We start from the raw sequence: 22,431 nt of genomic DNA, 5'->3' as shown, positions 1-22,431 counted from the left end.
AAAGGATTAGGACTGTATCAGCGCTTGCTTATCTTAATTAAGGCAGCAGGATTTAGCGTAAAGCCTGGCAGAATGTCTTCTCCCGAAAGCATCACATCCAACGAATCGTAAACGCTGACAGATTGATCGGCTCTATAAATGTGAATTTTGTTAGCGATCCGATCGATCAGCCAGCCCAACTGAGTGCCGTTAGCAATAAACTCTTTCATTTTATCCTGCAAATAACTAAGGCCGTCAGATTTGGAACGAATCTCAATCACAAAATCCGGACAAACATGCCCAAATGTTTCCTTTTCGCTCTCGGAAAGTGCATTCCATTTCTCGCTTGTTAAAAATGAAACATCCGGGGATCTTACTGCGCCATTAGGCAATGTGAAACCCGTTGACGAATCGAAAACCTGACCTAGTTCGTTCTCTTTATTCCAAATTCCCAGTTCAATTGAAACTTTGGAATTAAATGTACCGGTTAATAATCCTGTTGGAGACATAAGTATAATATTTCCCTGCGAGTCCCTTTCGAACTCTAGTGTGTCGTTCATTTGGCAAAACTGGAAGAATTCTTCCTCACTCATCAGGTCTCCCATCTTCATTGTCACCGGCATTGGCATGTCCATAACGCTTTTGTTTGAATCTCGCTTTGATCAAAAATACGAAATTTATGAGTCGGTCTGTGAATATGGCGATTCAATTTCTAACCACACCGGACAATGATCCGAATGGACGGCATCATTTATTTGCCGGCTCGAAACGATCCGATCTTTGAGACTATCGGCAACCGAAATATAGTCGATCCGCCAGCCTTTGTTGTTGCCTCGGGCGCCTGCACGGTAAGTCCACCAGGAATATTCCCGGAGCTCCGGATTTTTAAAGCGGAAAGCATCGGTGTAGCCATTACCAAACCATTTGGTCATCCATTCTCTTTCCTCAGGCAGAAAACCGGACATTTTCTTATTTCTGACCGGATCATGAATGTCAATTTCGTTGTGCGCAATGTTGTAATCGCCGCAAATGATCAGGTTAGGACGATCTTTTCTTAATTCTGTAACCCAATCAAAGAAGTCACTCAAAAACTGGATTTTAACACCTTGACGGATTTCCCCGCTCGTGCCCGAAGGAAAATAACAGTTCAAAACAGTGATATCACCAAAATCCGCACGCAAAATCCGCCCTTCTGCATCATAAGCCGGAATGGCGCAGCCTGCGGAAACCATATCAGGTTGAATTTTGGAAAACATAGCGACGCCGCTGTAACCCTTCTTCTCCGCCGCATGCCAGCCAATAAGCTCATAGCCAAGCGCTTTCAGCCCGGAAAGATCCACAACATCCGGCGTTGCTTTCACTTCCTGAAAGCATAAAACATCCGCGGAAATCGTGCTTAACCATTCAACCAGGCCATTCCGTAACGCGGCACGGATCCCATTGAGATTGTAAGTAAGTATTTTCATATCAGCTATTTTTGGGCACTCTTGCTTTCACATAAGGATATGCTTTTTCCGGTAAAATAGGATTTCCATTTTCCTGGGGCAGCCGGGTCTTTTTCCACCATCCAAACTTCAAATAATCCCGCCGGAAGCTTTGTCCGGTATAACGAATATTGATAATCGGAGCTGTAATACGTGTGGCTTTTCAACAGATCACCAGGCGAATTAGGGATGGGAAGCGCTGGTAAAAGGAGGGTGCGTTCATTGGAAGCCAGAGCAAAATAGACCGGCTTTGCACCCGCGATGTCCGTGGCCTGAAAGCGTAGGAATTTTGCGGGATTGTTATTGCCGTCGTTCAAATAACTCACTTTCACCTCGAATTTCCCTTCGTAACGGTCCGCTTTCTTTCCGGTTTCTGCAATGACCTGCTGATGAACCGGGAAGTCTTGATACTGATCAAAATTCAGCAGGTTATTCGCATTTAATGTATCAATAAGGTTGCTCATCCTCGTTGGATGGTTCCAGAAAGGAATGTCCCCGAAATTGTCGCCTGTTGTCAGGAATGTCTTATGGTTTTTCCAATAAAAACTGTCGATTACCAGATCTTCATGGAACTTGCGGATGCTTGCTACGGAAAGGTAATAGCTCACAAAATTGAGCGCTACGAAACCAAAAAAGCCGAGTAATGCTGCCATGTGCTTAATGCTTTTGAAATTTTTAAGCAAAATCACAACACAGACATAAACCGTCGCCAGCAAAACCACCCCGAAAATCATGTAACGCCGCGAAAAGATGTTGCCGCCATACATGACATAAGTGTTGATAGGCCTGCTGATAATGAACATGGCGCCGGTTCCCATGGCAAACATCATAGCACCCCATAAAAACCAATCACTCCAAACCGGCTTCCTATTTACCAAAAGCCGCAGCAGCCAGATGCCGAAAACCAGCAACATGCCCGCTCCAAGCAAAACACACGCGATCATGTCGGCATAAAATGTGTTCATCATCGGGTGTATGACGTCCAGGTAAAGTGCATTACCCCAGAAAGCAAACACGAAAACGAGGTTAAATATCGGATGCGGCCAGACGGAACCCGTGTGCGAAGGGATCACCTGATAGTCAAAAAGGAAGTAAAAAAGCACAATGGCCAGTGCGAGCGCAAGCCATATAAAGAGTAGTTTAAATCGTTTTTGTAAAAGAAGTATTAATGATCCAATGATCCAGGTCAGGATGCCGCTTCCGCTCGTGAATGTTGTCAGCAACGCCGCCGCAATTCCCAAATACCAGCCTTTTTGATCATTTCTGGCTAATCCATATGCAGAAACCAACGCGAAAAGGATCAGCGGTGTATTCTGAATCGCGGCAATTCCCCAGACCGCGTTTTCAAAATAAACCAGATTGAAAAGCACATAGGGAACGGGAATGAAGTAATACCAGGTGATCTGCTCTTTTTTGAATGTCAGAAAGAGTAAATAAAAAATGCCCAGCAACGCCAGGTTACCGAGCAAAATTTGAGTTTTAATGTTGACCGTACCTGTAAAAAAGTACATGATCAGCATTACAGTTCTTTCAAATGCAAAACGGTGCTGGTTGACCTGCTCAAAAAGCACTTCAATTTTACTTACAAAACCATCGGCAACATGAAAATTGTGAATCGTTTCCAGCAGATTGAAGTCATCCGTGTAAGGAATATTCAATGTATAGGCTTCCAGAATAAGATAAAAATAGACAACCGGCGTAACGATCAGCCCTATTCCCGACCATTTCCTTAATACAACCTGACCTTTGTAAAAGCTTATTCCAAATAAAATAAGCAGGATAACGACTAGGCTGAAATATTGAAAAAGATAAGGGTTGTCTACAAGTATTCTCAAAACTGTGTGATTTAGATCTTAACGTGCCAGCATTTTACTGGTTATTTCTTTTTCAAATGTGATATAACCCGGATAATTCACCTGCTTTCCGGCAACGTCCAGCGTCGGCTTGATTTTCACTTGAAATTTTGCTGGCTTGGCATCAGCCTTACCTGTTAAAGCAAGGATCATATTTACGAATTCATCGCGCGTTTTATCATTGGAAAGAAGCTGGTAAGCATTGGTGTTCAACCGCACCGGAACTCTCGTAGGGCTCGTTCCCGGCAAAACTTCGATCAGCTGGCTCAGGAAACCGTTGAATATCTCATTATTCGTAAGCAACACTTTATATTCCAACTGATTGATCGCAGCGCGTTTTTTTGTTGGATTGGTAATATCAATGTTAACCCGAAGGTCAAGAGGCACATTTTTACGCAAAAGCCCCATCGCCAATCCCGGATATTTAGCCAGATCAAAATCGCTGAAACTGCGGATGTTACGGAACTCCCTGATGTCAATTCCGGCCAGATAAACGCTGTCGACGGAGGCAATGTCGTATTTACAATCGCCAAAAGTCTTGGCATCGGCAACCTGGCGGCCCACTCCGCAACTCGAAGCCACACCGGCTACAATCATGAGTACAAGGACCCAAATGTTCTTTTTCATTATCAAAATATTTTTCGCAAGTTAAACAGTAGGTATCAGAACGCATGCACCGCACATCGATTATTAGTTTGTAACTATATTTTTTGCACGCCTTCACCCAAGCGTTTACATTTGCCTACTTTTAAGAAAAACAAAACTACAAATATGGCGAGCTGGTATTTAGGGAAAATTCGGTATCAAAAAGAGGATGAGGCAGGGAGTCTTAAAACAATCAATGAAGTTTATCTGGTAGACGCCGTTTCATATACAGAGTCTGAAGCCAGGCTATACAAGCAGATCGTAACCGGCGCGAGCGAGTTCAGCGTGATGAGCATTTCGCGTATGCGGCTTGCCGATCTGTTCACATTTGAGGAAGGAGAACAATGGTTTAAGGCCAAAGTGATCTATTTTTCAGTAGATGAAAAGAGTGGTAAGGAAAAGAAAATCGTGAATTATATGCTTGTGAACGCGGATGGCATTCAGCAAGCGCTGGACCGGATCAACGAAAGCATGCGCAATTTCCTGATCCCATACGAAACAACAGATATTGTATTAACGCCAATCCTGGACGTTTTCCCGTACACAGCAGAAGAGGACGAGCAGGAAATCCCAGCAAACATGCGCCCATTATCGGAAGTGAAAGCAGAAAGAGCAGAAGCAGACGCGATTGCAGAATAGAGACGTTTTCCGTCCCTTTAAAGGGACGGAAATGTTTTATAAATTTTTAATCTGTTTTGAATTCTGTGTAGCCTTTGGTGGAGACTGTGATTGGATCCTTACTGAAGCTTTTCAGTTTCAGAATGGTGTCTTTGGAATTGATCTCAGCCACCAGCTGATTAGGTTCCAAAAGGTGCATATAGTCAAGGGAAATGGGCATGGCCACTGCGCTTTCGACAAATTCCAACCCATATAGCGGATAAACATTAAATGGTGTTTTGGCAATCCAAACCGTATCCTTGTTCTCGGAAGTGGCAAAACTCACATTATATTCCAGACTTTCAAATCCAAAATCCTCCCTTTTGTTTCCGGTTGCTGCCCAGTAAGTTGAGAAATCTTCTCTTGCCTGCGCTTTGGTATCAGGGCCTGGTTTCAATGCGCCCACGGCTTCGTTGATCCTCATCTTTTTGCCATTCTCATCGGCGCCGCAGAAAATGTATTTCCCGTCCGGGAAACCGATCACAAAATCGAAATCCTTACCGCCTTTTCCAAAACTGCTTTCTTTTTTGAAACACATGCCGCCACTCACCGGGTCAAGATAAATGGTGATCGTGCCTTTGGTTTGATCCGCCTTGTTTTCATAATCGTAAACCAGCGAATGGCTGAAATAATACTGGCCTTTGGCGGGTTGCCACTGGGCAGCGCGTTGCTTGTCGGCCGGGATCTTTTTGGGGGCCTGGGCAAAAATGGGCGCGCTGTAAGCAAGCGCACAAATGATCATGACGGAAGCGAAATATTTTTTCATTAGCAAGAGTTGTAAACGGTGCGCAATCTAGAAAGAGACTGCTAAAAAACCACGCCCCGGCTACATTTTCACAAATTCGACCCGTCGGTTGTTCGCTTTTCCTTCCGAAGTGGTGTTGGGTGTAGCAGGTTCGCTTTCCCCTTTTCCGTCTGTCTCCAAACGCGCTTTGTCAATGGCAAAATCTCTTGATAATGCTTCTTTCACCGCCTCCGAGCGCTTCTTGGATAATGCTAAATTGCTGCCATCGTCACCATCGCTATCGGTATGACCTATGATCTTGACCTTCACCGTGCCGTTTTCCGTCAGCACATTGGCGATGTCTTTGAGCACGCCATAGGATTCCGGTTTGATATTTGCAGAATTCACATCAAACAAAATGCCTGTTGTAGAAAATTTACCCTCCGTAATCAGCTTGCTTCTGGTGTCTGGCGCACCCACGGCAATGCGCAGGTTTGAGATAAAATAGCGGTTCGCTTGGTCGTGATAACCCTGATTGGAAAATGCGATAAAGTTGTAATTTTTCTCAGGATTAAATGCCCGAGGTAAATCCCAAACCTTATAATCGTCCACATAAAGCCTCATACGCCCTTTTTGACGCCATACCGACACTTTTACAACATTATGATCAGGCACATGGAAGGCCGGGAAGCTCTTTTCATTTTTCATAATTGAAGAAGCATTCTCATCGCCAAAGACATTGAACATGGCCAGTCCCTGGCTTCCACCAGCGTCCTTGGGATGCAAGCCGAGCTCTATTCCGTTCTTTTTGTCTCCATCGTATCCCTTCCAATTGGGGAAATCTTTTGCCGGACTGCCAACTTCCGCGATGACTGTTCTGAGATAACCGGAGTAATAACTGAATTCCGAAGTGGTAGCCAGGCTGAATTCCAGCGTAAAATTCTCGGGAAGCTTATTGACAAATTCAGGATAAAAAACACCTTCGGGACCAAGCATTAGCCATTTCCCTTCGGTTCCTTCAATGGTAACCACCTCGCCGGATGAATTTGTGTTCCACTTAGCCGGAAAATCTCCCACGGCATCCTGCGCGAAATCTTCCACTGCAACGACTTTTTCACCGGGAATAAAATCAAACTTGCTATAAGATTTCAGTGTTGATTTTCCAGCCTTAACCGGTGTTCCATTATCCGCATTCGCCTCATTACCAGCAGTGGACGAAGCGCTGCTTTCCGGCTTTTTATCAGCGTTTGCGTCGGAATTAGAACTTTCCGGCTCCTTCGCCTTTTTATCTTTCTTTTTAAAGAGGTTACCAATCCCCTCTTCCACTGAGTCAAAACCCTTGTCAACCGCCTGATCAATCTTTCTGTTGGCCCTGTTTTCGGCCTGCCGCTCCACAACCCGCCCGGGTTCATTGATCCGTATTTGCGCGAATGTGCTAACAGGACAACAAGCCATAGAAACTGCGTACATCAACATTACATATAAAGCTCTCATAACGTGCTGATTTTTAGTTGGATAAATACCTTACTAAATATTCACATTTAGATATGGGTGCTGAAACTAATTGAGTTAGCGGCTTGAACCTTATTGGAAAGACTTATTACCCGTGTCAATTAAAAGGAAGGTTGTAAATTGCAGCGCATTTAAACATCCGCATGAACTTTCATTTTGAGAAGAAGACGATTCATTTGCAAGATGGCCGCCGCGCCTACTTTTCATCTGACTATCATCTTGGCGTCCCCTCCCCGATCCAAAGCCGCGAACGGGAAAAACGCGTGGTCAGCTGGCTGGAATCCATCCAGCACGATGCGCAGGTGATATTTTTGGTAGGCGATATTTTTGATTTTTGGTTTGAATACAAAAAGGCAGTTCCCAAGGGTTTTGTGCGCTTACTGGGCAAACTCGCGGAGCTGTCAGACAAAGGAATTGAGCTGATCATTTTCACCGGAAATCACGATATGTGGATGTCGGGTTACCTGACGGAGGAACTAGGCGCTGTCATTTACAGGAATCCCGTTTCATTTACATTCAATGCAAAAGGTGCTTCTAAAAGCATATTAATAGGCCACGGAGATGGATTAGGGCCGGGCGACAGCACTTATAAGTTTTTGAAAAAGGTTTTTGAAAACAGCTTTTTTCAAATGATCTTCCGGATCGTACATCCCGATGTGGGCATGTGGATCGCGATGGAATGGTCTAAAAGAAGCCGGATAGCCAATGTTAACAAAGGCGAAGAGCGCTTTATGGGCGCGGATCATGAGTGGTTATTCCAATATTGCCGCGAAGTGGAGCAAACGCAACACCACGATTTTTACATTTTCGGGCATCGTCACCTGGTGCTGGATATGCAGGTCAACGCGCGGTCGCGCTACATTAATCTTGGGGAATGGGTTACGCAGCAGCATTTTGCCACTTTTGATGGCAGTAATGTTACTTTGAAGAAATTTGAAGCGGAAACGGTTTAGTTACTGCCGTTTTTCTTTATGTCATTATCCGGCATTGGGGGAATAAAATCCTGCTTGGTAATGTTCTCCCGGGGAGCTGCATTCAGGTCTTTTCTCCAATCCTTTTGTTTCAAATCACCTTTCTTAACGGATTTGATAAAGTTGGCCCACGCAAATGGGTTCAGGAAAGGAAATGTGGTCGCAAAGCCTTTATTAGCAGATGATTCGCGCCCGAAGAGCAGCTGATCCATTGAATAGCGATAATTGGTTTGCGCATTATTAGGAACCTGCGCGGCCATTCTGTTGATATAGTCAGGATCTGTGCTCCTAGCCAGTGCATCGCGGTCCGCCTGATCGGGCAGCTTCAATTCCAGGAATGCTTTCTTGAATTCTTCTTCGGTCGAATATGGATAAATGGTCACACCGGAAAGCGTTACCACATCTTCTCTCAACGCAACAATCGCCGAATAAATGTCTGAATTATAGCTTCTTGGGATGACGTGATATTGTTTTTTGAAACCAACATAACCAAAAACAATGCTATCCCCGGGAAAAACCTTGATCGTAAAAGAACCGTCGCTTCTGGATAATGTTCCTCTGCCTGCATTGACAATGAAAATCGTAGCCCCAGGCAGGATTTCGGTGGTTTTGCCGCCTACAACCATCCCTGAAAATACAATCGCACTCTGTTCACCCTGCGCATACGAATCCCGGAATCCAGTTACACCTGCAAGTATCAATAAAAATATAAAAAGACTCCGTTTCATTTCCAGATCGTTATTCCAAAATCAATGTTAAACCAAATGCATTTGTAATCATCGCTAAAAATCTGTTCCTAATTTAAAAACGACTTAGTGTCAAAGGCATTGCCTTCTTTTAAGACTAATGCCTGCTGCTCAGGAAAAGAGCTTCAAAAAAGTGACGATAAACGGAGCAGAAAGAAGCAGACCGTCAAACCGATCTAAAAAGCCCCCATGACCTGGAATACTACTTCCTGAGTCCTTAATGGCAATGCTGCGTTTAAAAAGCGACTCTACCAGATCACCATAAGTGCCTACTACAACGATAATTGCCCCCATGCAATACCATTTCCAGGGTTCGAAGGTACGGAAATAATAGCCGAGCACAAATGCGATAAACGCTGCAAAGACCGCACTTCCCATGGCGCCTTCCCATGATTTTTTGGGAGAAATACGCTCAAACAGCTTTCTTTTCCCAAATTTTGTCCCCGCAAAATAACCGCCGATGTCAGAAGCCCAAAGCAAGAGCAAGCTTCCCAGCACGATCTCATAATTATAATTCCCGCCTCGCATAGCCATCACAATAATGAGCGCAAAAGGCAAAGCCACATAAATAATGCCCAGAAAAGTGAAACCAATGTTGGTAAAAGGTTTCAGGTCATTCTTTTTATAAAGCTTGATAAAGAATATCATCGATAACAACGGGCTGATTATGAAGTAATTTTCAAACGGCACAATGTCTTGTTCTATCAGATACGCAAGTAATATCATGACTGTGCCACAGAATGTTCCATAATATGTCAGCGGCTGGTTTCCATCGAGGCCCAGGAGCTTATAAAATTCCAGTTGGGTAAGCGAGCTGATGGTACAAAAAAGGAGCAGAAAGGTCAATTCATTGTAAAGAATGCAACTAATGATGACAAATACCCCCGCCAGTGCGGTGATGGTCCTTTGCTGTAAATTATTCAGTTTCGTTAAGCGCTCCTTCATTCGTTATTATCGTTTGGGCCTGCGAAAAATCACTTGCCGGCACATGCACTTCATACATTCCGAAAACAGGATAATTGCTATCCTTTTTGTCTACGATGACAGCCGCAATTCCGTTTTGCTCTAAAATTTCACGCGCAATATCAGCACGCATCATTTGTGCGCTCTGATAAGCCTTTACCCAATTCTCAGCCATATTATTTGTTAAAATATTGATTTAAAATTCTTTATCTGCCACAATCGCCTCACTCTGCACCGCACTGGTTTTCCTAATAGAAAACAATATGCCAGCAGAAACCAGCAGCGAAGATAAGATCAGCATCACTGGCATCGACTTTGTTTCTTCAATATTAATGTTGACCACACCAATATTATTCAGATACATCATCACCAGCACGAAGCCGTTATTGACAAAATGGGCGAGTATAGCAACCCAGATGCTACCAGTCCAGTAATATAGGTAACCAAACACTGCGCCCAACATCATCCGGGGCAAAAATCCGTAAAACTGGAAATGTATGGCGCTAAAAATAGCCGCAGCAACCCAGATTCCCACATGCGGATTCCCCCACAATTGAATCAGCTTGGTTTGAATAACCCCGCGAAAAAGCACTTCTTCGCCCAACGCAGGCAATAGAACGACTATAAACAATGCGATCAGCAACTGGCCAAACTGAGTATACCCGGTCATAAAAGCCGTCATCACTGAAAGTTGGTTCTCTTTCTCCTTCATCCACAATTCTACGCCAGACAATGCATCCGGCAGTTTCATGGCTGCATTCCATTCGATAAACTTGCTGTTAACCGGGATAAAAGCCAGCACAAGCAAAAAAGCCAGTAACCATATCCGAAACGCAGGTTTGGCCCGGAAATCGAATTCGGCAATTGATTTGCGATCTATGTAAGTCCAGAATAAAAGCGATGGAAGCAGATAAGAAAAGAAATGGACCGTGCCTTGAAGCATCATTAATGCATACCAGCCATTTTTCACGCCGCCGGGATCACTCAGTAATTGGTTCAAAACCGTGGTAATGCTATTCGTATCCACCTTCAAATACACTGCAAGCACCATGACCGCCAGGATATTGCCGACTGCCATACCAATAAGCACGAAGCCGATGAGGACCAACAAACTGCCTCCTATGCCGGGTACACGGGAAACTAAGTGGATAGGGTTACTATTTTGCATAATTGATGTAAATTTACAGTTAATTATGAATTTAAAAATAAGGCTTTGGGGTCTTCCCTTTTGAAATGGTAAAAATCGGAAACATAGCGTTAGGTGATTTTCCACTGCTTCTCGCACCCATGGAGGACGTGAGTGATCCTCCTTTCAGGGCGGTTTGCAAGGAAAATGGGGCGGATCTGATGTACACAGAATTTGTGTCGTCGGAAGGGTTGATCCGCGATGCGGCGAAAAGTGTGCAGAAGCTTGACATATTCGAATACGAACGACCGGTTGGGATCCAACTGTTTGGCAGTGATATAGAAACAATGGGTTCCTGTGCGGAAATCGCATCGCGCGTGAATCCGGATTTGATTGATATAAACTATGGTTGCCCGGTCAAAAACGTGGCCTGCCGTGGGGCCGGAGCTGCGCTTTTGCAGGATATCCCAAAAATGGTGAAAATGACGGATGCGGTTGTAAAATCGACGCATTTGCCTGTTACTGTGAAAACGCGCCTGGGCTGGGACGAAAGCACCAAGAATGTGCAGGAAGTGGCGGAACGCTTGCAGGATATCGGCATCAAGGCATTGTCTGTACACGGCCGCACACGCGTGCAGATGTACAAAGGCTCGGCAGACTGGACATTGATCGCCATGATCAAGGACAACCCGCGCATTACCATTCCGATATTTGGAAATGGGGATGTGGATACGCCTGAAAAAGCATTGGAATACAAAAACAGGTTCGGTGTGGACGGCATTATGATTGGTCGTGCGACGATTGGAAATCCATGGATCTTTAATGAAATCAAACATTATATGAAAACGGGTGAAAAGCTTGCGCCGCCAACCATGGAACAACGCGTAGCCGTTTGCCGCAAACACCTTGAATTTTCGATCCGCTGGAAAGGGCCGGTTGCGGGCGTTTTCGAAATGCGCAGACATTATACCAATTATTTCAAAGGGCTCGATCATTTCAAACCATTTCGTATGCGGCTCGTGGAAGGAATGACCTACGAAGAACTCGACGGGATTTTGCAGGAAGTTGTCCACGAATACAGCGAAGCATTATGCTAAAAATCGCAGTATCCGATTCTCCCGCAACTGAAAATGATGACGACAAGTCAGCTGGAAATGTTTTTGAGATCAACAATGAAAAGAACAGCTTGTCCATAGGCGGGCAACTTTTTGAAGGCGATATTGTGCCCATTGGCACGAACCATTTCCACGCCATTTGGCAAAACAAATCCTATAACATTGAAGTGCTGGATCACAATGTTGCTGAAAAGACATTTCATCTTTTGATCAATGGTCAGCACTTTTATACCAAAGCAAAAGATCAGCTCGACTTGCTTCTGGAAGGAATGGGATTGCAAAATACGGCAAGCACGAAGATCAACAATGTAAAAGCGCCAATGCCCGGGCTTATTCAGTCCGTTGCGGTTGCTGAGGGCGATACGATCAGTAAAGGCGATACTTTGCTGGTGCTTGTGGCCATGAAAATGGAAAACACAATCAAATCATCCGGAAATGGAGTGGTTAAGACATTGAAAGTGGCGGCTGGCGAAATCGTTGAAAAAAACCAGGTATTGCTCGAGTTTCAATAAATTACTTGTTAATCTTAACTTCCTACGCTTATTTTTACGGTCGAAAACACCTACATCACAATCATGCCCGAACCAAAATATAAACGTTTATTACTGAAACTGAGCGGAGAAGCACTTAATGGCGGCGACAAAGGCCAGGTTATTGACTTTAACATTCTGGATAATTACGCCCGGGAAATTAAAAGAATTGCCGAAGTAGGCGTTCAGATTGCAATCGTTATCGGAGGAGGAAATATTTTTCGCGGCGCATCAGTCGAAAAATCGGGCATCGACAGAGTGCAGGGCGACCATATGGGCATGCTGGCAACGGTGATCAATGGTATGGCCATTCAAAGCTCCCTTGAAAAGCATGGCGTGAACACGCGTTTGATGTCGGCCATTAAAATGGAGCAGGTTTGCGAGCCGCTTATCCGCCGCCGCGCAATCCGCCATTTGGAAAAAGGACGTGTAGTGATCTTCGGAGCAGGAACGGGAAACCCATATTTTACTACGGATACAACAGCCGGCCTCCGTGCCATTGAATCTGAATCGGAAGTGGTTCTGAAAGGCACACGCGTTGATGGCGTTTATACAGCCGACCCTGAAAAAGATCCGCTGGCTACAAAATACACGCAACTTACATTCGATGAAGCATTGTCTAAAAATCTGAAAATCATGGATTTGACGGCATTTACGCTTTGTAAGGAAAACAATGTTCCGATCATCGTTTTTGATATGAACAAGCCTGGCAACCTGTACGACCTCGTTATGGGCGAAGAGGTGGGCACTTTGATTTCTAACTAGCAGTAATACAATATCTTACTACAAAATAATGGAAGAAATAGAATTATATCTGGATGACGCCAAAGACACCATGGAAGGCGCCATCAAGCACCTGATCATTGAATTGGGTAAAATACGCGCCGGAAAGGCAACGCCTCAGATGCTGGAAGGTCTTCAAATCGAATATTACGGCTCCATGACGCCATTGCAAAATGTGGCAACAATCAATACGCCTGATGCAAGGACTATCGCGATCAGGCCGTTTGAGAAAAAGATCATCAATGAAATTGAAAAGGCGATCCGGAATGGTAACCTGGGTTTTGCGCCTTCAAATGATGGCGAAATGATCCGTATCTCGGTTCCACCATTGAATGAGGAACGCAGAAGAGAATTGGTTAAACGCGCAAAAAACGAAATTGAAACTGCGAAAATCAACATTCGGAACATTCGTCAGGATGCCAACAATTCGTTGCGTAAGCTAACGAAAGAAGGCGCTGCGGAGGATTTGATCAAGCTGAGCGAAGACCGCGTTCAGAAACTGACAGACGGTTTTATTTCCAAAGTGGAGCAGATCTTTAATGCAAAGGAAAAAGAGATCATGGAAGTTTAGTGATTTTTAAATCACTGGCTTATCAACAAAAAATCCCGCTCAGGCGGGATTTTTTATGCATTATATATTCTAAAATTCTATTTGGTTCCACTGAAACTTTCGAAGCCTCTGTGGTTTGATTCTTCGTAAAGCCTTTCTTTTGGCAAGCTGCGGAAGTAATCGTAAGTGATCCGCAAACCTTCTTCACGGGAAACCTTAGGCTCCCAGCCCAGAATTTCCTTCGCCAGTGTAATGTCCGGCTGACGTTGTTTAGGATCGTCTTGTGGAAGCGGCTGATAAATCACTTTCTGATCCGTTCCGGTCAATTTGATAATTTCCTCGGCAAACTCGCCAATCGTGATTTCGGATGGGTTACCAATGTTAACTGGCAGAGAATAATCGCTCATTAACAGACGGTAAATTCCTTCAACCAGATCGTCCACGTAACAGAATGCGCGGGTCTGCGTTCCGTCACCAAATACGGTAATGTCCTCACCTCTGAGCGCCTGGCCGATGAATGCAGGCAATACCCGTCCGTCATTGAGGCGCATTCTCGGACCATAAGTGTTAAAGATCCTAACAATGCGTGTTTCCAGCTGGTGATAGCGATGGTAAGCCATCGTTATCGCTTCCTGGTAACGTTTTGCCTCATCATAGCAACCACGCGGCCCGATCGGGTTTACGTGGCCCCAGTAATCTTCCGTTTGCGGGTGAACCAATGGATCTCCGTAAACTTCCGATGTTGAAGCAATAATAAAACGTGCATTTTTTACGCGTGCAAGGCCAAGCAGGTTATGCGTTCCCATTGCACCCACTTTCAGGGTTTGGATCGGGATTTTCAAATAGTCGATCGGGCTGGCAGGGGATGCGAAGTGCATGATGTAATCCAGGTCACCCGGCACGTGTACGAACTTCGTCACATCGTGGTGGTTGAATTCAAAATTCGGATCTGGCATCAGATGCTCAATGTTCCGCATGTCACCCGTAATGAGATTATCCATCCCGATCACATACATGCCCTCTTTCAGGAAGCGCTCGCAAAGGTGTGAGCCCAGGAAACCCGCCGCTCCGGTTATTAATACACGTTTCATTTAAAATGAGATAGTTTTAATGTTGATATTGGACTTCCCCTCAGGCTGGAACCACCTTTTCTCTTCCAATGCTGAAATAAGTGTAACCCATTTCGCGCATTGTTTCCAGTTCATAGAGGTTTCTTCCGTCAAAAACTACTTTGTTTTTAAGCAGTTTACCCATTTTTTCAAATTCAGGTGTACGGAACTGAGGCCATTCTGTGAAGATCATCAACGCATCCGCATCGTCCAGAGCTGCGTATGGCGTGTGGCAGAAAGTCACTTTATCACCCAGGATATTTTTAACGTTCGTCATTGCTTCCGGATCGTAAACGGTCACTTTCGCGCCGCCTTCCAGCAATGCATTGATGTTTTCCAAAGCCGGAGCTTCACGGATATCATCCGTATATGGCTTAAATGCCAACCCCCAAACCGCAATTGTTTTATCTTTCAGACTTCCTCCAAAATAGCTGTCTACCATTGGCAAAAGCTTTTTCTTCTGGTCATCATTCACATCCATAACCGATTGCAGGATGCGGAAATCGTAGTTGTAATCTTTTGAAGTTTTGGCAAGAGCCTGCACGTCTTTCGGGAAACAGCTTCCGCCGTAACCAATCCCTGCAAACAAAAAGCGCTTTCCAATGCGGCTGTCCGTTCCGATACCACGACGGATATCGTCCACATTAGCACCCACTTTTTCGCAAAGGTTTGCGATCTCGTTCATGAAAGTGATTTTCATGGCCAGGAATGAGTTGGCTGCATATTTTGTCATTTCAGCAGAACGCTCGTCCATGAAAATAACCGGGTTGCCCTGACGTACCAATGGTGCGTACAATTTCTCCATCACTTTCTTCGCTTTTTCAGAGGAAGTTCCAACAACGACACGGTCGGGCTTCATGAAATCTTCTACGGCAACACCTTCACGCAAGAATTCAGGGTTTGAAACCACGTCGAATTTCACTTTTGCATTGGCCGCGATGGCAGCATTTACTTTCTCGGCAGTTCCAACAGGCACTGTGCTTTTATCAATAATAACTGCGTATTTATCCAGGATGTGTCCCAGATCGTCGGCTACTTTCAGAATATATTTCAAATCCGCAGAACCATCTTCGCCCGGAGGAGTTGGAAGTGCAAGGAAAATAACCTCAGCGTCTTTAATTCCTTCTGCAAGATTGGTTGTAAACAATAAACGGCCCTCAGCCACATTGCGATCAAAAAGTACATCAAGACCTGGCTCATAAATAGGGATCTCGCCTTTTTGCAAACGTTCTATTTTCCTGACATCAATGTCAACGCAGGTCACCTGGTTGCCCGTCTCGGCGAAGCATGTTCCCGTAACCAAACCAACGTACCCTGTTCCTACAACTGCGATTTTCATAAAATGTGATAATTATTATATAGCTGTTATGACACTTATTAATTAACGTTAAATATTTGTACTTAACCAAGACGGCTAGTATTCGGAGTATGCAAAAGTAATTTTTTTAAATGAATCTTCACCTCCTCGTGTAGGATTTGTTCGTTTACGGATGGTGATTTTTATACAAATCTTGCTAACATTGAATATCATAATATAATCATCAGCAAATATGGACTTAATAAAAGAGGATTCAGTTGAAAGCCAGCGGGAACAAACCTGCGACCTGATCCGGGAAACAGTTAAAGACTTCACAGCGATACATATAAAGCCATACATCAGGGAGTGGGACGAAGCACAGCAATTCCCAAAAACATTGTTTCATAGCTTAGGCGAATTGGGCCTGATGGGCATGCTGGTGCCGGAGCAATACGGCGGATCGGGATTAGGATATAAAGAATATGTTACCGCCATCATTGCGCTCTCCAAAATAGATCCGTCCGTAGGGTTATCCATGGCTGCGCATAACTCGCTTTGTACAAATCATATATTAATGTTTGGCAACGAGGAGCAGAAACAGACCTATCTTCCCAAGCTGGCATCCGGCCAGCACGTGGGCGCCTGGGGCCTTACGGAACCTAACACAGGCTCAGATGCAGGCAATATGCAAACTGTTGCCGTACGCGACGGCGACGACTGGATCATCAACGGCTCCAAGAATTTCATCACGAACGGGAAGTCAGGTGATGTAGCGGTCATCATTACCCGCACCGGTGAGCCCGGCGATAAGCATGGCGCGACTGCATTCATCATTGAGCAAGTAACACCCGGTTTTGCTTCCGGTCGGAAAGAAGACAAACTTGGCATGCGCGCTTCTGAAACGGTGGAGCTCATTTTCCAGGATTGCCGGGTTTCGGACAGTCAGCGGCTGGGTGAGGTGGGCGAAGGTTTTATACAATCATTAAAAGTGCTCGACGGCGGCCGGATCTCTATTGCAGCCTTGGGCGTGGGTACAGCATTAGGCGCATATGAAGCGGCTTTGGCTTATTCAAAAGAGCGTAAACAATTTGGCAAGGCCATCTGTGATTTTCAGGCGATTGCGTTCAAGCTGGCCGATATGTATACGGACGTGCAGGCTTCAACATTATTGACATTTCATGCTGCAGCATTAAAGGATTCGGGACAAAAAGTGGCGCTGGCGAGCTCTGTTGCCAAATATCATTCTTCCGAAACGGCCGTCAGGGTGGCCAATGAGGCGGTCCAGATCTTTGGCGGATATGGTTTTGTAAAGGATTATCCGGCCGAAAAGTTCTATCGCGACAGCAAGCTTTGCACCATTGGCGAGGGCACCAGCGAAATTCAAAAATTGGTTATATCAAAAGAAATATTGAAAAATTAATATATCAATAACCATCCATCCCCATCTTAAGCCGACGAGCAAGTTTCCGTTACACTGGTGCATCAAGCAGTAGGAAGCCAGTCATGTTATGGTTATTTTCGCAATAGACCATAACCTGACTTTAAATGACTACTCCACTATTAGTATTATTAGTCCTCGTTGTATTCACGATCCTGATGACCGTGAAAGTGATCCCGCAGCAAACCGCCTACATTATGGAACGGTTAGGGAAATTCTACGCCGTCCTTCAACCCGGCATTAACTTTATAATCCCCTTTTTCGACCGTGTTGCTTATAAATACACACTCAAAGAAACTGCTATCGACATTCCCGAACAGATATGCATCACGCGCGATAATGTGCAGGTGCGCATGGACGGAGTCATTTTCATACAGGTTATTGATCCGAAAAAAGCCGCTTACGGTATTGCAGATTACACATTTGCCGTAATCCAGCTCGCGCAAACGACCATGCGGAGTGAAATCGGAAAGCTTGATCTTGATAAAACATTTGAAGAACGTATGACCGTTAACCGTGCAGTTGTAGAGTCGGTTGATGAAGCTGCTACGGGATGGGGCGTGAAAGTCTTACGTTATGAGATTAAGAATATCACACCGCCGCAAAGCGTTTTGATTGCTATGGAAAAACAAATGCAGGCAGAACGAGAAAGAAGGGCGGTTATTTTGCAGTCAGACGGTGAGAAACAGGCGGCAATCAATGTTGCCGAAGGACAGAAACAAAAGGTGGTTTTGGAGTCGGAGGGTATAAAGTTGAGACAGATTAATGAGGCGGAAGGAGAAGCAGCGGCTTTGCGGTCGGTGGCAGAAGCCACTGCGGAAAGTATCAGGCTGGTGGCGGAGGCAATCCGGGTCGATGGCGGCTTCGAGGCAGTCCAGCTGAAAGTGGCCGAAAATTATGTGGAACAATTTGGCAAGCTGGCCAAGGCCGGGAACACGCTTATTTTGCCCGCAAACCTCGCCGATATGAGCTCCCTGATTGCCACTGCGCTTACTGTTGTTAAATCAGAACCGAAGAAATAGTATGGATTTGTCGCTGCCGCAAATATGGCTTATCGTTGGACTGATCATGCTTATCGCAGAATTGGTCAGTGTTTTACTTGTTTTTGTATTTTTTGCAATTGGTGCGCTGTTCACTTCATTACTCGCAGCCGCCGGCTTGCTTACGAGCACCGAAAGCCAGATCATCGCATTTTCTGTGATTTCCGTTATTTCCATGCTGGTGTTACGCAAGCATGCTCGCAGGCTGCTGGATCGGAAGGGAGCCGCTGAATACAATGAGTTTGTGGGCGAAACAGCCATGGTTATCAAGGATATACCGGCCGAAGGTGAAGGCAAAATTTATTACCGCGGAGCAGAGTGGAAAGCCAATTCCCTCAATCACACCTCGATTACTGCTGGCAGTAAAGTTGTGATCAAAAAAGCAGACGGAATTCTGCTGATCGTAGAAGAATCCTGAATGTGTTCAAACAGACCTGAACATTCATAAAAAAGGCTGCATAGCAAGGATCATATCCCCTATGCAGCCTTTTTTTGCCATAACTTACTTCTTAATCGCTTCCTCAACAGGGTTTCCAATGTTCCCGCTGGCTGGCAAAATATGCAGCAATGCAGAAATAGTAGGCGCAATGTCCGAAACCGAAGTCCGGCGCAATGTTTCCCCTTTATTTATCCCCCAACCAAACATAACGAACGGAACCTGCGTGTCATAATTATATGGTGTGCCATGCGATGTCCCGGTTAACGTTCCGTAAAACCAGCCTGGCTCGGCAAGGATCTGCACATCTCCGCTGCGTTTGGCATTCACATTGTTCTTATATAATTCCAGCTGATACGTGTTCAACGGTGCTTTTCCCATATCATTCAGGTTCAGCACGTCGGCTACGCCCGGGACTTTCAGTAATGCTTCACGGATCACTTCTGTGGCCATAGCGACTGTTATTTTCTTTTTAAGCAAAAGGTCATGATCAAAATAGAGCTGATTGTTTTCTCTGCTCAACACATATTTTTCTTTACCAAAAGCATCATCCAATGCTTTGTCAACGGTGGCATTCACAACGCGGCGTTCAACCAGGCCGGCGGGAAGCTTATGTGCGGCCGCGAACCCGGGAACGTCTACAACGCCGTGGTCGGCAGTAAGGAAAACGGTATACTCGCCTTTTCCTACCCAACTATCCAGAAAGCCGAAGAGCTCCGCAAATTCTCTGTCCAACCGCAGAAAATCATCCTGCTGTTCCATAGAATTCGGCCCTACCCTATGCCCGATTTTATCCGTTGAGGAAAAACTGATCGCCAGGAAATCGGTATCCTTTCCTTTTCCGAGATTTTCACCCTTAATGGCCTCGATAGCCATTTCTTTTGTAATCGTGTTTCCCCAAGGCGTGTCGGTTACCACACCAAATGCATCGCCAGCCAGACCAGCCAGATCATAAGGAAATACAGGCCTTTTCGCACCGGGCAATTTGCCTTCCCAATCCACATCATCCGGCGAGCTTTGGCCGTAACTATTCGCAGACAGCAAGAGTTGCCAGCCTTTTTGTAAGTAAGCAGAAGGCATTTTTTTTGCATTATAATCTTTCACCCACTGCGGAAGATCGTCCATATAATAAGTGCTCGTCACCCAATTTCCGGTTTTGGAATCAAACCAATATGAACCGTTAGCCGTGTGCCCGCCAGGCAGAATAGAGCCTCTATCCTTGATCGCAACCGCAATAGTTTTATTGCGGAAATTGGTCGCGATCCTGAGCTGGTCAGACACCGTGCTGGTCAGCAAATTTCGCGGCGACATTTTGCCCACAGTCGGATTATTGCTGCCGACGGTTTTTACTGTGCTGTCTTCCACGCAATAAATGCTTTGTTTCGTAATCGGATCAAACCATTCGTTTCCCACAATGCCATTTATCGCAGGCACAGAACCCGTATAGGCAGACGCGTGACCCGCAGCAGTAACCGTTAATGCATAACTATAATGGTTGTTCCGGCAGTTGAAACCTTCATTCATCATTCTTTTAAAACCACCTTCCTGATATTGGTCGTAGTAGCGATACAAATAATCATAACGCATCTGATCCACCACAATGCCGACTACAAGCTTGGGACGGGCGAGCGGTGAGGATTTGGGGGCGGCTTTCTTGGAAGTCTGGGCAAATGCAGATACAGAAAGCAGTATCAGCAACGCTTTTAAGCAAATTTTTCTCACGGTTCAGGAATATATATTAAACAAAAAACCCTTGCAGCCAACGGAGTCTGCAAGGGACTAATATTACTTTTTCAATGCTTCTTCAACGGGGTTGCCCACATTTCCGCTTGGCGGCAGAATGTGCAGCAATGCAGAGATCGTAGGCGCAATGTCCGCAATCGTGGTCCGGCGCAATGTTTCGCCTTTGTTCACACCCCAGCCGTAAAGTAGGAATGGCACGTGCGTATCATAGTTATAAGGCGTTCCATGATCCGTTCCTGTGGCGTAAGATGATGCAAACCAGCCTGGCTGCACAATCACCTGAATGTCGCCCGTGCGTTTTGCGTGAATGTTGTTTTTATACATTTCCAATTGATATGTATTCAACGGAGCACGGCCAATGTCGGTGAGGTTCAACACGTCCGCAACGCCTTCCATCGGGAGCAAGGCAGTGCGCAATACCTGGTAGGCATCGGCAATGCTTACTTTCTTTTCTTTCAAAAGGGCCTTATTTAAATAAAGCTGATAGTTTTCAAAAGCAGCAATGTAATCGCCTTCTCCATAGGCATCATTCAACGATTTCACGACAGCGCGCGTCAATGCGGTTGCGCTCATTAAGCCCGCTGGCAGCTTATTTTCTTTCCAAAATGCAGGAACATCCATCGCTCCGTGATCCGCAGTAAGGAAAACCGTGTAATTGCCTTTTCCAGTCCATGTATCCAGGAAATTGAACAGATCAGCAAATTCCATGTCCAGTTTAAGATAATTATCTTCCTGCTCCACAGAGTTTGGGCCAAATGCATGTCCGATGCGGTCCGGCGTTGAAAAGCTTACGGCCAGGAAATCCGTATCCGCTCCCTTACCCAGATTTTCACCCTTAATAGCCGCAATCGCCATATCTTTTGTCATGGTGTTGCCCCACGGAGAAGTTGTGATCACCGTGTAAGCATCGCCAGCGGTCCCGATCAGTTCGTGCGGGAAAATCGATTTGGGCTCACCGGAGATTTTACCTTCCCAAATCACATCGTCTGCTGTGCTCTGCGTGTATTGTTCAACCGGCAACAAGAGTTTCCAGCCCGCTTTCGAATATTCCGAAGGCATTTTGCGGTTGTTATAAGCAGTCACCCAATCCGGCAACTCATCCCGGTAATACGTGCTGGTTACAAAATTTCCTGTTTTGGAGTCAAACCAGTATGCACCCGATGCAGCATGCCCCGCAGGTAGAATCGAAGCGCGGTCCTTAATGGCCACGCCTATGGTTTTGGAGCGAAAATTGGTAGCAATTCTCAACTGGTCTGTAACGGTGCTGGTGAGCAAGTTGCGCGGTGACATTTTGCCCACGGCACCATTGTTGCTTCCAACCGTTGCCACTGTGCTGTCATCTGTGCAGTAAACCGTTTTTGCGGCCTGCGCATCATACCAGTCGTTCCCGACAATGCCGTTTATCGCTGGCAATGAACCTGTGTAAACGGCCGAATGTCCTGCGGCAGTAACCGTTAATGCATAATGATAATGGTTATTGCGGCAGTTGAAACCCTCATTCATAAGTCGTTTCAAGCCGCCTTCTTTGTATTTGTCATAATAGCGGTACAGATAATCATAACGCATCTGATCCACCACAATGCCCACAACAAGCTTAGGACGAGCCAGTTTGCCCGGATTAGCCGTAGCAGGTTTTGTTTTGGATTGACTAAAAACGGATGGGCTGATGATGAGTCCTGCAATCAGTAATCTTAATGTCAGGTTTTTTATCAATTTCATTGGAGACGCAT

Annotated in this window: 23 protein-coding genes; 9 read left to right on the top strand and 14 right to left on the bottom strand. The window is 45.4% G+C overall.

What is annotated here, in order from left to right:
- Nucleotides 1-17: 17 nt before the first annotated feature.
- The 4 genes from L0659_RS01345 to L0659_RS01330 are packed head-to-tail and all read right to left on the bottom strand — an operon-like array spanning nt 18 to nt 3,943.
- Entirely contained in the window at nt 18-614 is a 597-nt protein-coding gene (locus L0659_RS01345; RefSeq protein WP_235123727.1) for a Uma2 family endonuclease, read from the bottom strand.
- A gap of 42 nt (nt 615-656) precedes the next feature.
- A complete protein-coding gene (locus tag L0659_RS01340) occupies nt 657-1,445 on the bottom strand; it encodes an exodeoxyribonuclease III (protein WP_235123726.1) in 789 nt (262 codons plus the stop codon).
- Nucleotides 1,446-1,450: 5 nt separating this feature from the next.
- Nucleotides 1,451-3,298, bottom strand: coding sequence for a hypothetical protein (locus L0659_RS01335; protein ID WP_235123725.1), 1,848 nt, complete (start codon nt 3,296-3,298; stop codon nt 1,451-1,453).
- Between the two features lie 18 nt (nt 3,299-3,316).
- The gene (locus L0659_RS01330; protein WP_235123724.1) at nt 3,317-3,943 is read right to left on the bottom strand and encodes a hypothetical protein; all 627 of its coding nucleotides are present in this window, start codon (nt 3,941-3,943) and stop codon (nt 3,317-3,319) included.
- A 144-nt stretch (nt 3,944-4,087) separates the two neighbouring features.
- Between L0659_RS01330 and L0659_RS01325 the strand changes: the two genes are divergently transcribed.
- Nucleotides 4,088-4,600 (top strand): DUF4494 domain-containing protein, encoded by a 513-nt coding sequence (locus L0659_RS01325; RefSeq protein WP_235123723.1) that lies wholly within the window; start codon nt 4,088-4,090, stop codon nt 4,598-4,600.
- A 46-nt stretch (nt 4,601-4,646) separates the two neighbouring features.
- Here L0659_RS01325 and L0659_RS01320 read toward each other — a convergent pair whose 3' ends face one another.
- Nucleotides 4,647-5,384, bottom strand: coding sequence for a hypothetical protein (locus L0659_RS01320; RefSeq protein ID WP_235123722.1), 738 nt, complete (start codon nt 5,382-5,384; stop codon nt 4,647-4,649).
- Between the two features lie 60 nt (nt 5,385-5,444).
- The gene (locus L0659_RS01315; RefSeq protein ID WP_235123720.1) at nt 5,445-6,836 is read right to left on the bottom strand and encodes an OmpA family protein; all 1,392 of its coding nucleotides are present in this window, start codon (nt 6,834-6,836) and stop codon (nt 5,445-5,447) included.
- 161 nt (nt 6,837-6,997) lie between these two features.
- Here L0659_RS01315 and L0659_RS01310 point away from each other — a divergent pair, with 161 nt between their 5' ends.
- A complete protein-coding gene (locus L0659_RS01310; RefSeq protein WP_235123719.1) occupies nt 6,998-7,807 on the top strand; it encodes a UDP-2,3-diacylglucosamine diphosphatase in 810 nt (269 codons plus the stop codon).
- On the opposite strand, the gene L0659_RS01305 is transcribed toward L0659_RS01310, so the two are convergent.
- The 4 genes from L0659_RS01305 to L0659_RS01290 form a co-directional block, all read right to left on the bottom strand.
- On the bottom strand, nt 7,804-8,553 hold the full coding sequence (locus L0659_RS01305) for a carboxypeptidase-like regulatory domain-containing protein (protein WP_235123718.1): 750 nt from the start codon (nt 8,551-8,553) through the stop codon (nt 7,804-7,806). The two genes, L0659_RS01310 and L0659_RS01305, sit on opposite strands and share 4 nt — an antisense overlap.
- A 129-nt stretch (nt 8,554-8,682) precedes the next feature.
- The gene (locus L0659_RS01300) at nt 8,683-9,516 is read right to left on the bottom strand and encodes a phosphatidate cytidylyltransferase (RefSeq protein WP_235123717.1); all 834 of its coding nucleotides are present in this window, start codon (nt 9,514-9,516) and stop codon (nt 8,683-8,685) included.
- Entirely contained in the window at nt 9,488-9,709 is a 222-nt protein-coding gene (locus L0659_RS01295; protein ID WP_235123716.1) for a DUF2007 domain-containing protein, read from the bottom strand. The genes L0659_RS01300 and L0659_RS01295 overlap by 29 nt, the downstream gene beginning before the upstream one ends.
- Nucleotides 9,710-9,730: 21 nt before the next feature.
- Complete coding sequence (locus tag L0659_RS01290) at nt 9,731-10,702, bottom strand: CPBP family intramembrane glutamic endopeptidase (RefSeq protein ID WP_235123715.1); 972 nt, start codon at nt 10,700-10,702, stop codon at nt 9,731-9,733.
- A gap of 65 nt (nt 10,703-10,767) precedes the next feature.
- Here L0659_RS01290 and dusB point away from each other — a divergent pair, with 65 nt between their 5' ends.
- From dusB to frr, 4 genes are all read left to right on the top strand, one after another.
- Complete coding sequence (gene dusB, locus L0659_RS01285; protein WP_235123714.1) at nt 10,768-11,757, top strand: tRNA dihydrouridine synthase DusB; 990 nt, start codon at nt 10,768-10,770, stop codon at nt 11,755-11,757.
- On the top strand, nt 11,751-12,287 hold the full coding sequence (locus L0659_RS01280) for an acetyl-CoA carboxylase biotin carboxyl carrier protein subunit (RefSeq protein ID WP_235123713.1): 537 nt from the start codon (nt 11,751-11,753) through the stop codon (nt 12,285-12,287). The genes dusB and L0659_RS01280 overlap by 7 nt, the downstream gene beginning before the upstream one ends.
- 63 nt (nt 12,288-12,350) lie before the next feature.
- Nucleotides 12,351-13,070, top strand: a complete 720-nt coding sequence (pyrH, locus tag L0659_RS01275) for a UMP kinase (RefSeq protein ID WP_026628531.1) — start codon at nt 12,351-12,353, stop codon at nt 13,068-13,070.
- Between the two features lie 28 nt (nt 13,071-13,098).
- Complete coding sequence (frr, locus tag L0659_RS01270; RefSeq protein ID WP_234615934.1) at nt 13,099-13,659, top strand: ribosome recycling factor; 561 nt, start codon at nt 13,099-13,101, stop codon at nt 13,657-13,659.
- 77 nt (nt 13,660-13,736) lie between these two features.
- Here the strand turns inward: frr and L0659_RS01265 are convergent, their stop codons facing one another.
- Together L0659_RS01265 and L0659_RS01260 are read right to left on the bottom strand one after the other, a co-directional pair.
- Nucleotides 13,737-14,729 (bottom strand): UDP-glucuronic acid decarboxylase family protein, encoded by a 993-nt coding sequence (locus L0659_RS01265; RefSeq protein ID WP_235123711.1) that lies wholly within the window; start codon nt 14,727-14,729, stop codon nt 13,737-13,739.
- A 40-nt stretch (nt 14,730-14,769) separates the two neighbouring features.
- A complete protein-coding gene (locus L0659_RS01260) occupies nt 14,770-16,086 on the bottom strand; it encodes a UDP-glucose/GDP-mannose dehydrogenase family protein (RefSeq protein WP_235123709.1) in 1,317 nt (438 codons plus the stop codon).
- A 211-nt stretch (nt 16,087-16,297) separates the two neighbouring features.
- Here L0659_RS01260 and L0659_RS01255 point away from each other — a divergent pair, with 211 nt between their 5' ends.
- From L0659_RS01255 to L0659_RS01245, 3 genes are all read left to right on the top strand, one after another.
- The gene (locus tag L0659_RS01255; protein WP_235123708.1) at nt 16,298-17,464 is read left to right on the top strand and encodes an acyl-CoA dehydrogenase family protein; all 1,167 of its coding nucleotides are present in this window, start codon (nt 16,298-16,300) and stop codon (nt 17,462-17,464) included.
- Nucleotides 17,465-17,589: 125 nt separating this feature from the next.
- The gene (locus L0659_RS01250; protein ID WP_235123705.1) at nt 17,590-18,504 is read left to right on the top strand and encodes an SPFH domain-containing protein; all 915 of its coding nucleotides are present in this window, start codon (nt 17,590-17,592) and stop codon (nt 18,502-18,504) included.
- A 1-nt stretch (nt 18,505) separates the two neighbouring features.
- Nucleotides 18,506-18,940, top strand: a complete 435-nt coding sequence (locus L0659_RS01245) for an NfeD family protein (protein ID WP_235123704.1) — start codon at nt 18,506-18,508, stop codon at nt 18,938-18,940.
- 84 nt (nt 18,941-19,024) lie between these two features.
- On the opposite strand, the gene pafA (L0659_RS01240) is transcribed toward L0659_RS01245, so the two are convergent.
- Nucleotides 19,025-20,680 carry an alkaline phosphatase PafA gene (gene pafA / locus L0659_RS01240; RefSeq protein WP_310590676.1) on the bottom strand — a complete coding sequence of 552 codons (1,656 nt, stop codon included), beginning with the start codon at nt 20,678-20,680 and terminating at the stop codon, nt 19,025-19,027.
- Nucleotides 20,681-20,743: 63 nt separating this feature from the next.
- Nucleotides 20,744-22,420, bottom strand: a complete 1,677-nt coding sequence (pafA, locus tag L0659_RS01235) for an alkaline phosphatase PafA (RefSeq protein WP_235123702.1) — start codon at nt 22,418-22,420, stop codon at nt 20,744-20,746.
- Between the last annotated feature and the right edge of the window lie 11 nt (nt 22,421-22,431).

The organism is Dyadobacter sp. CY347 (assembly GCF_021502655.1).
Classification (GTDB): domain Bacteria; phylum Bacteroidota; class Bacteroidia; order Cytophagales; family Spirosomataceae; genus Dyadobacter.
This window is presented reverse-complemented; position numbering and strand designations above follow the sequence as displayed.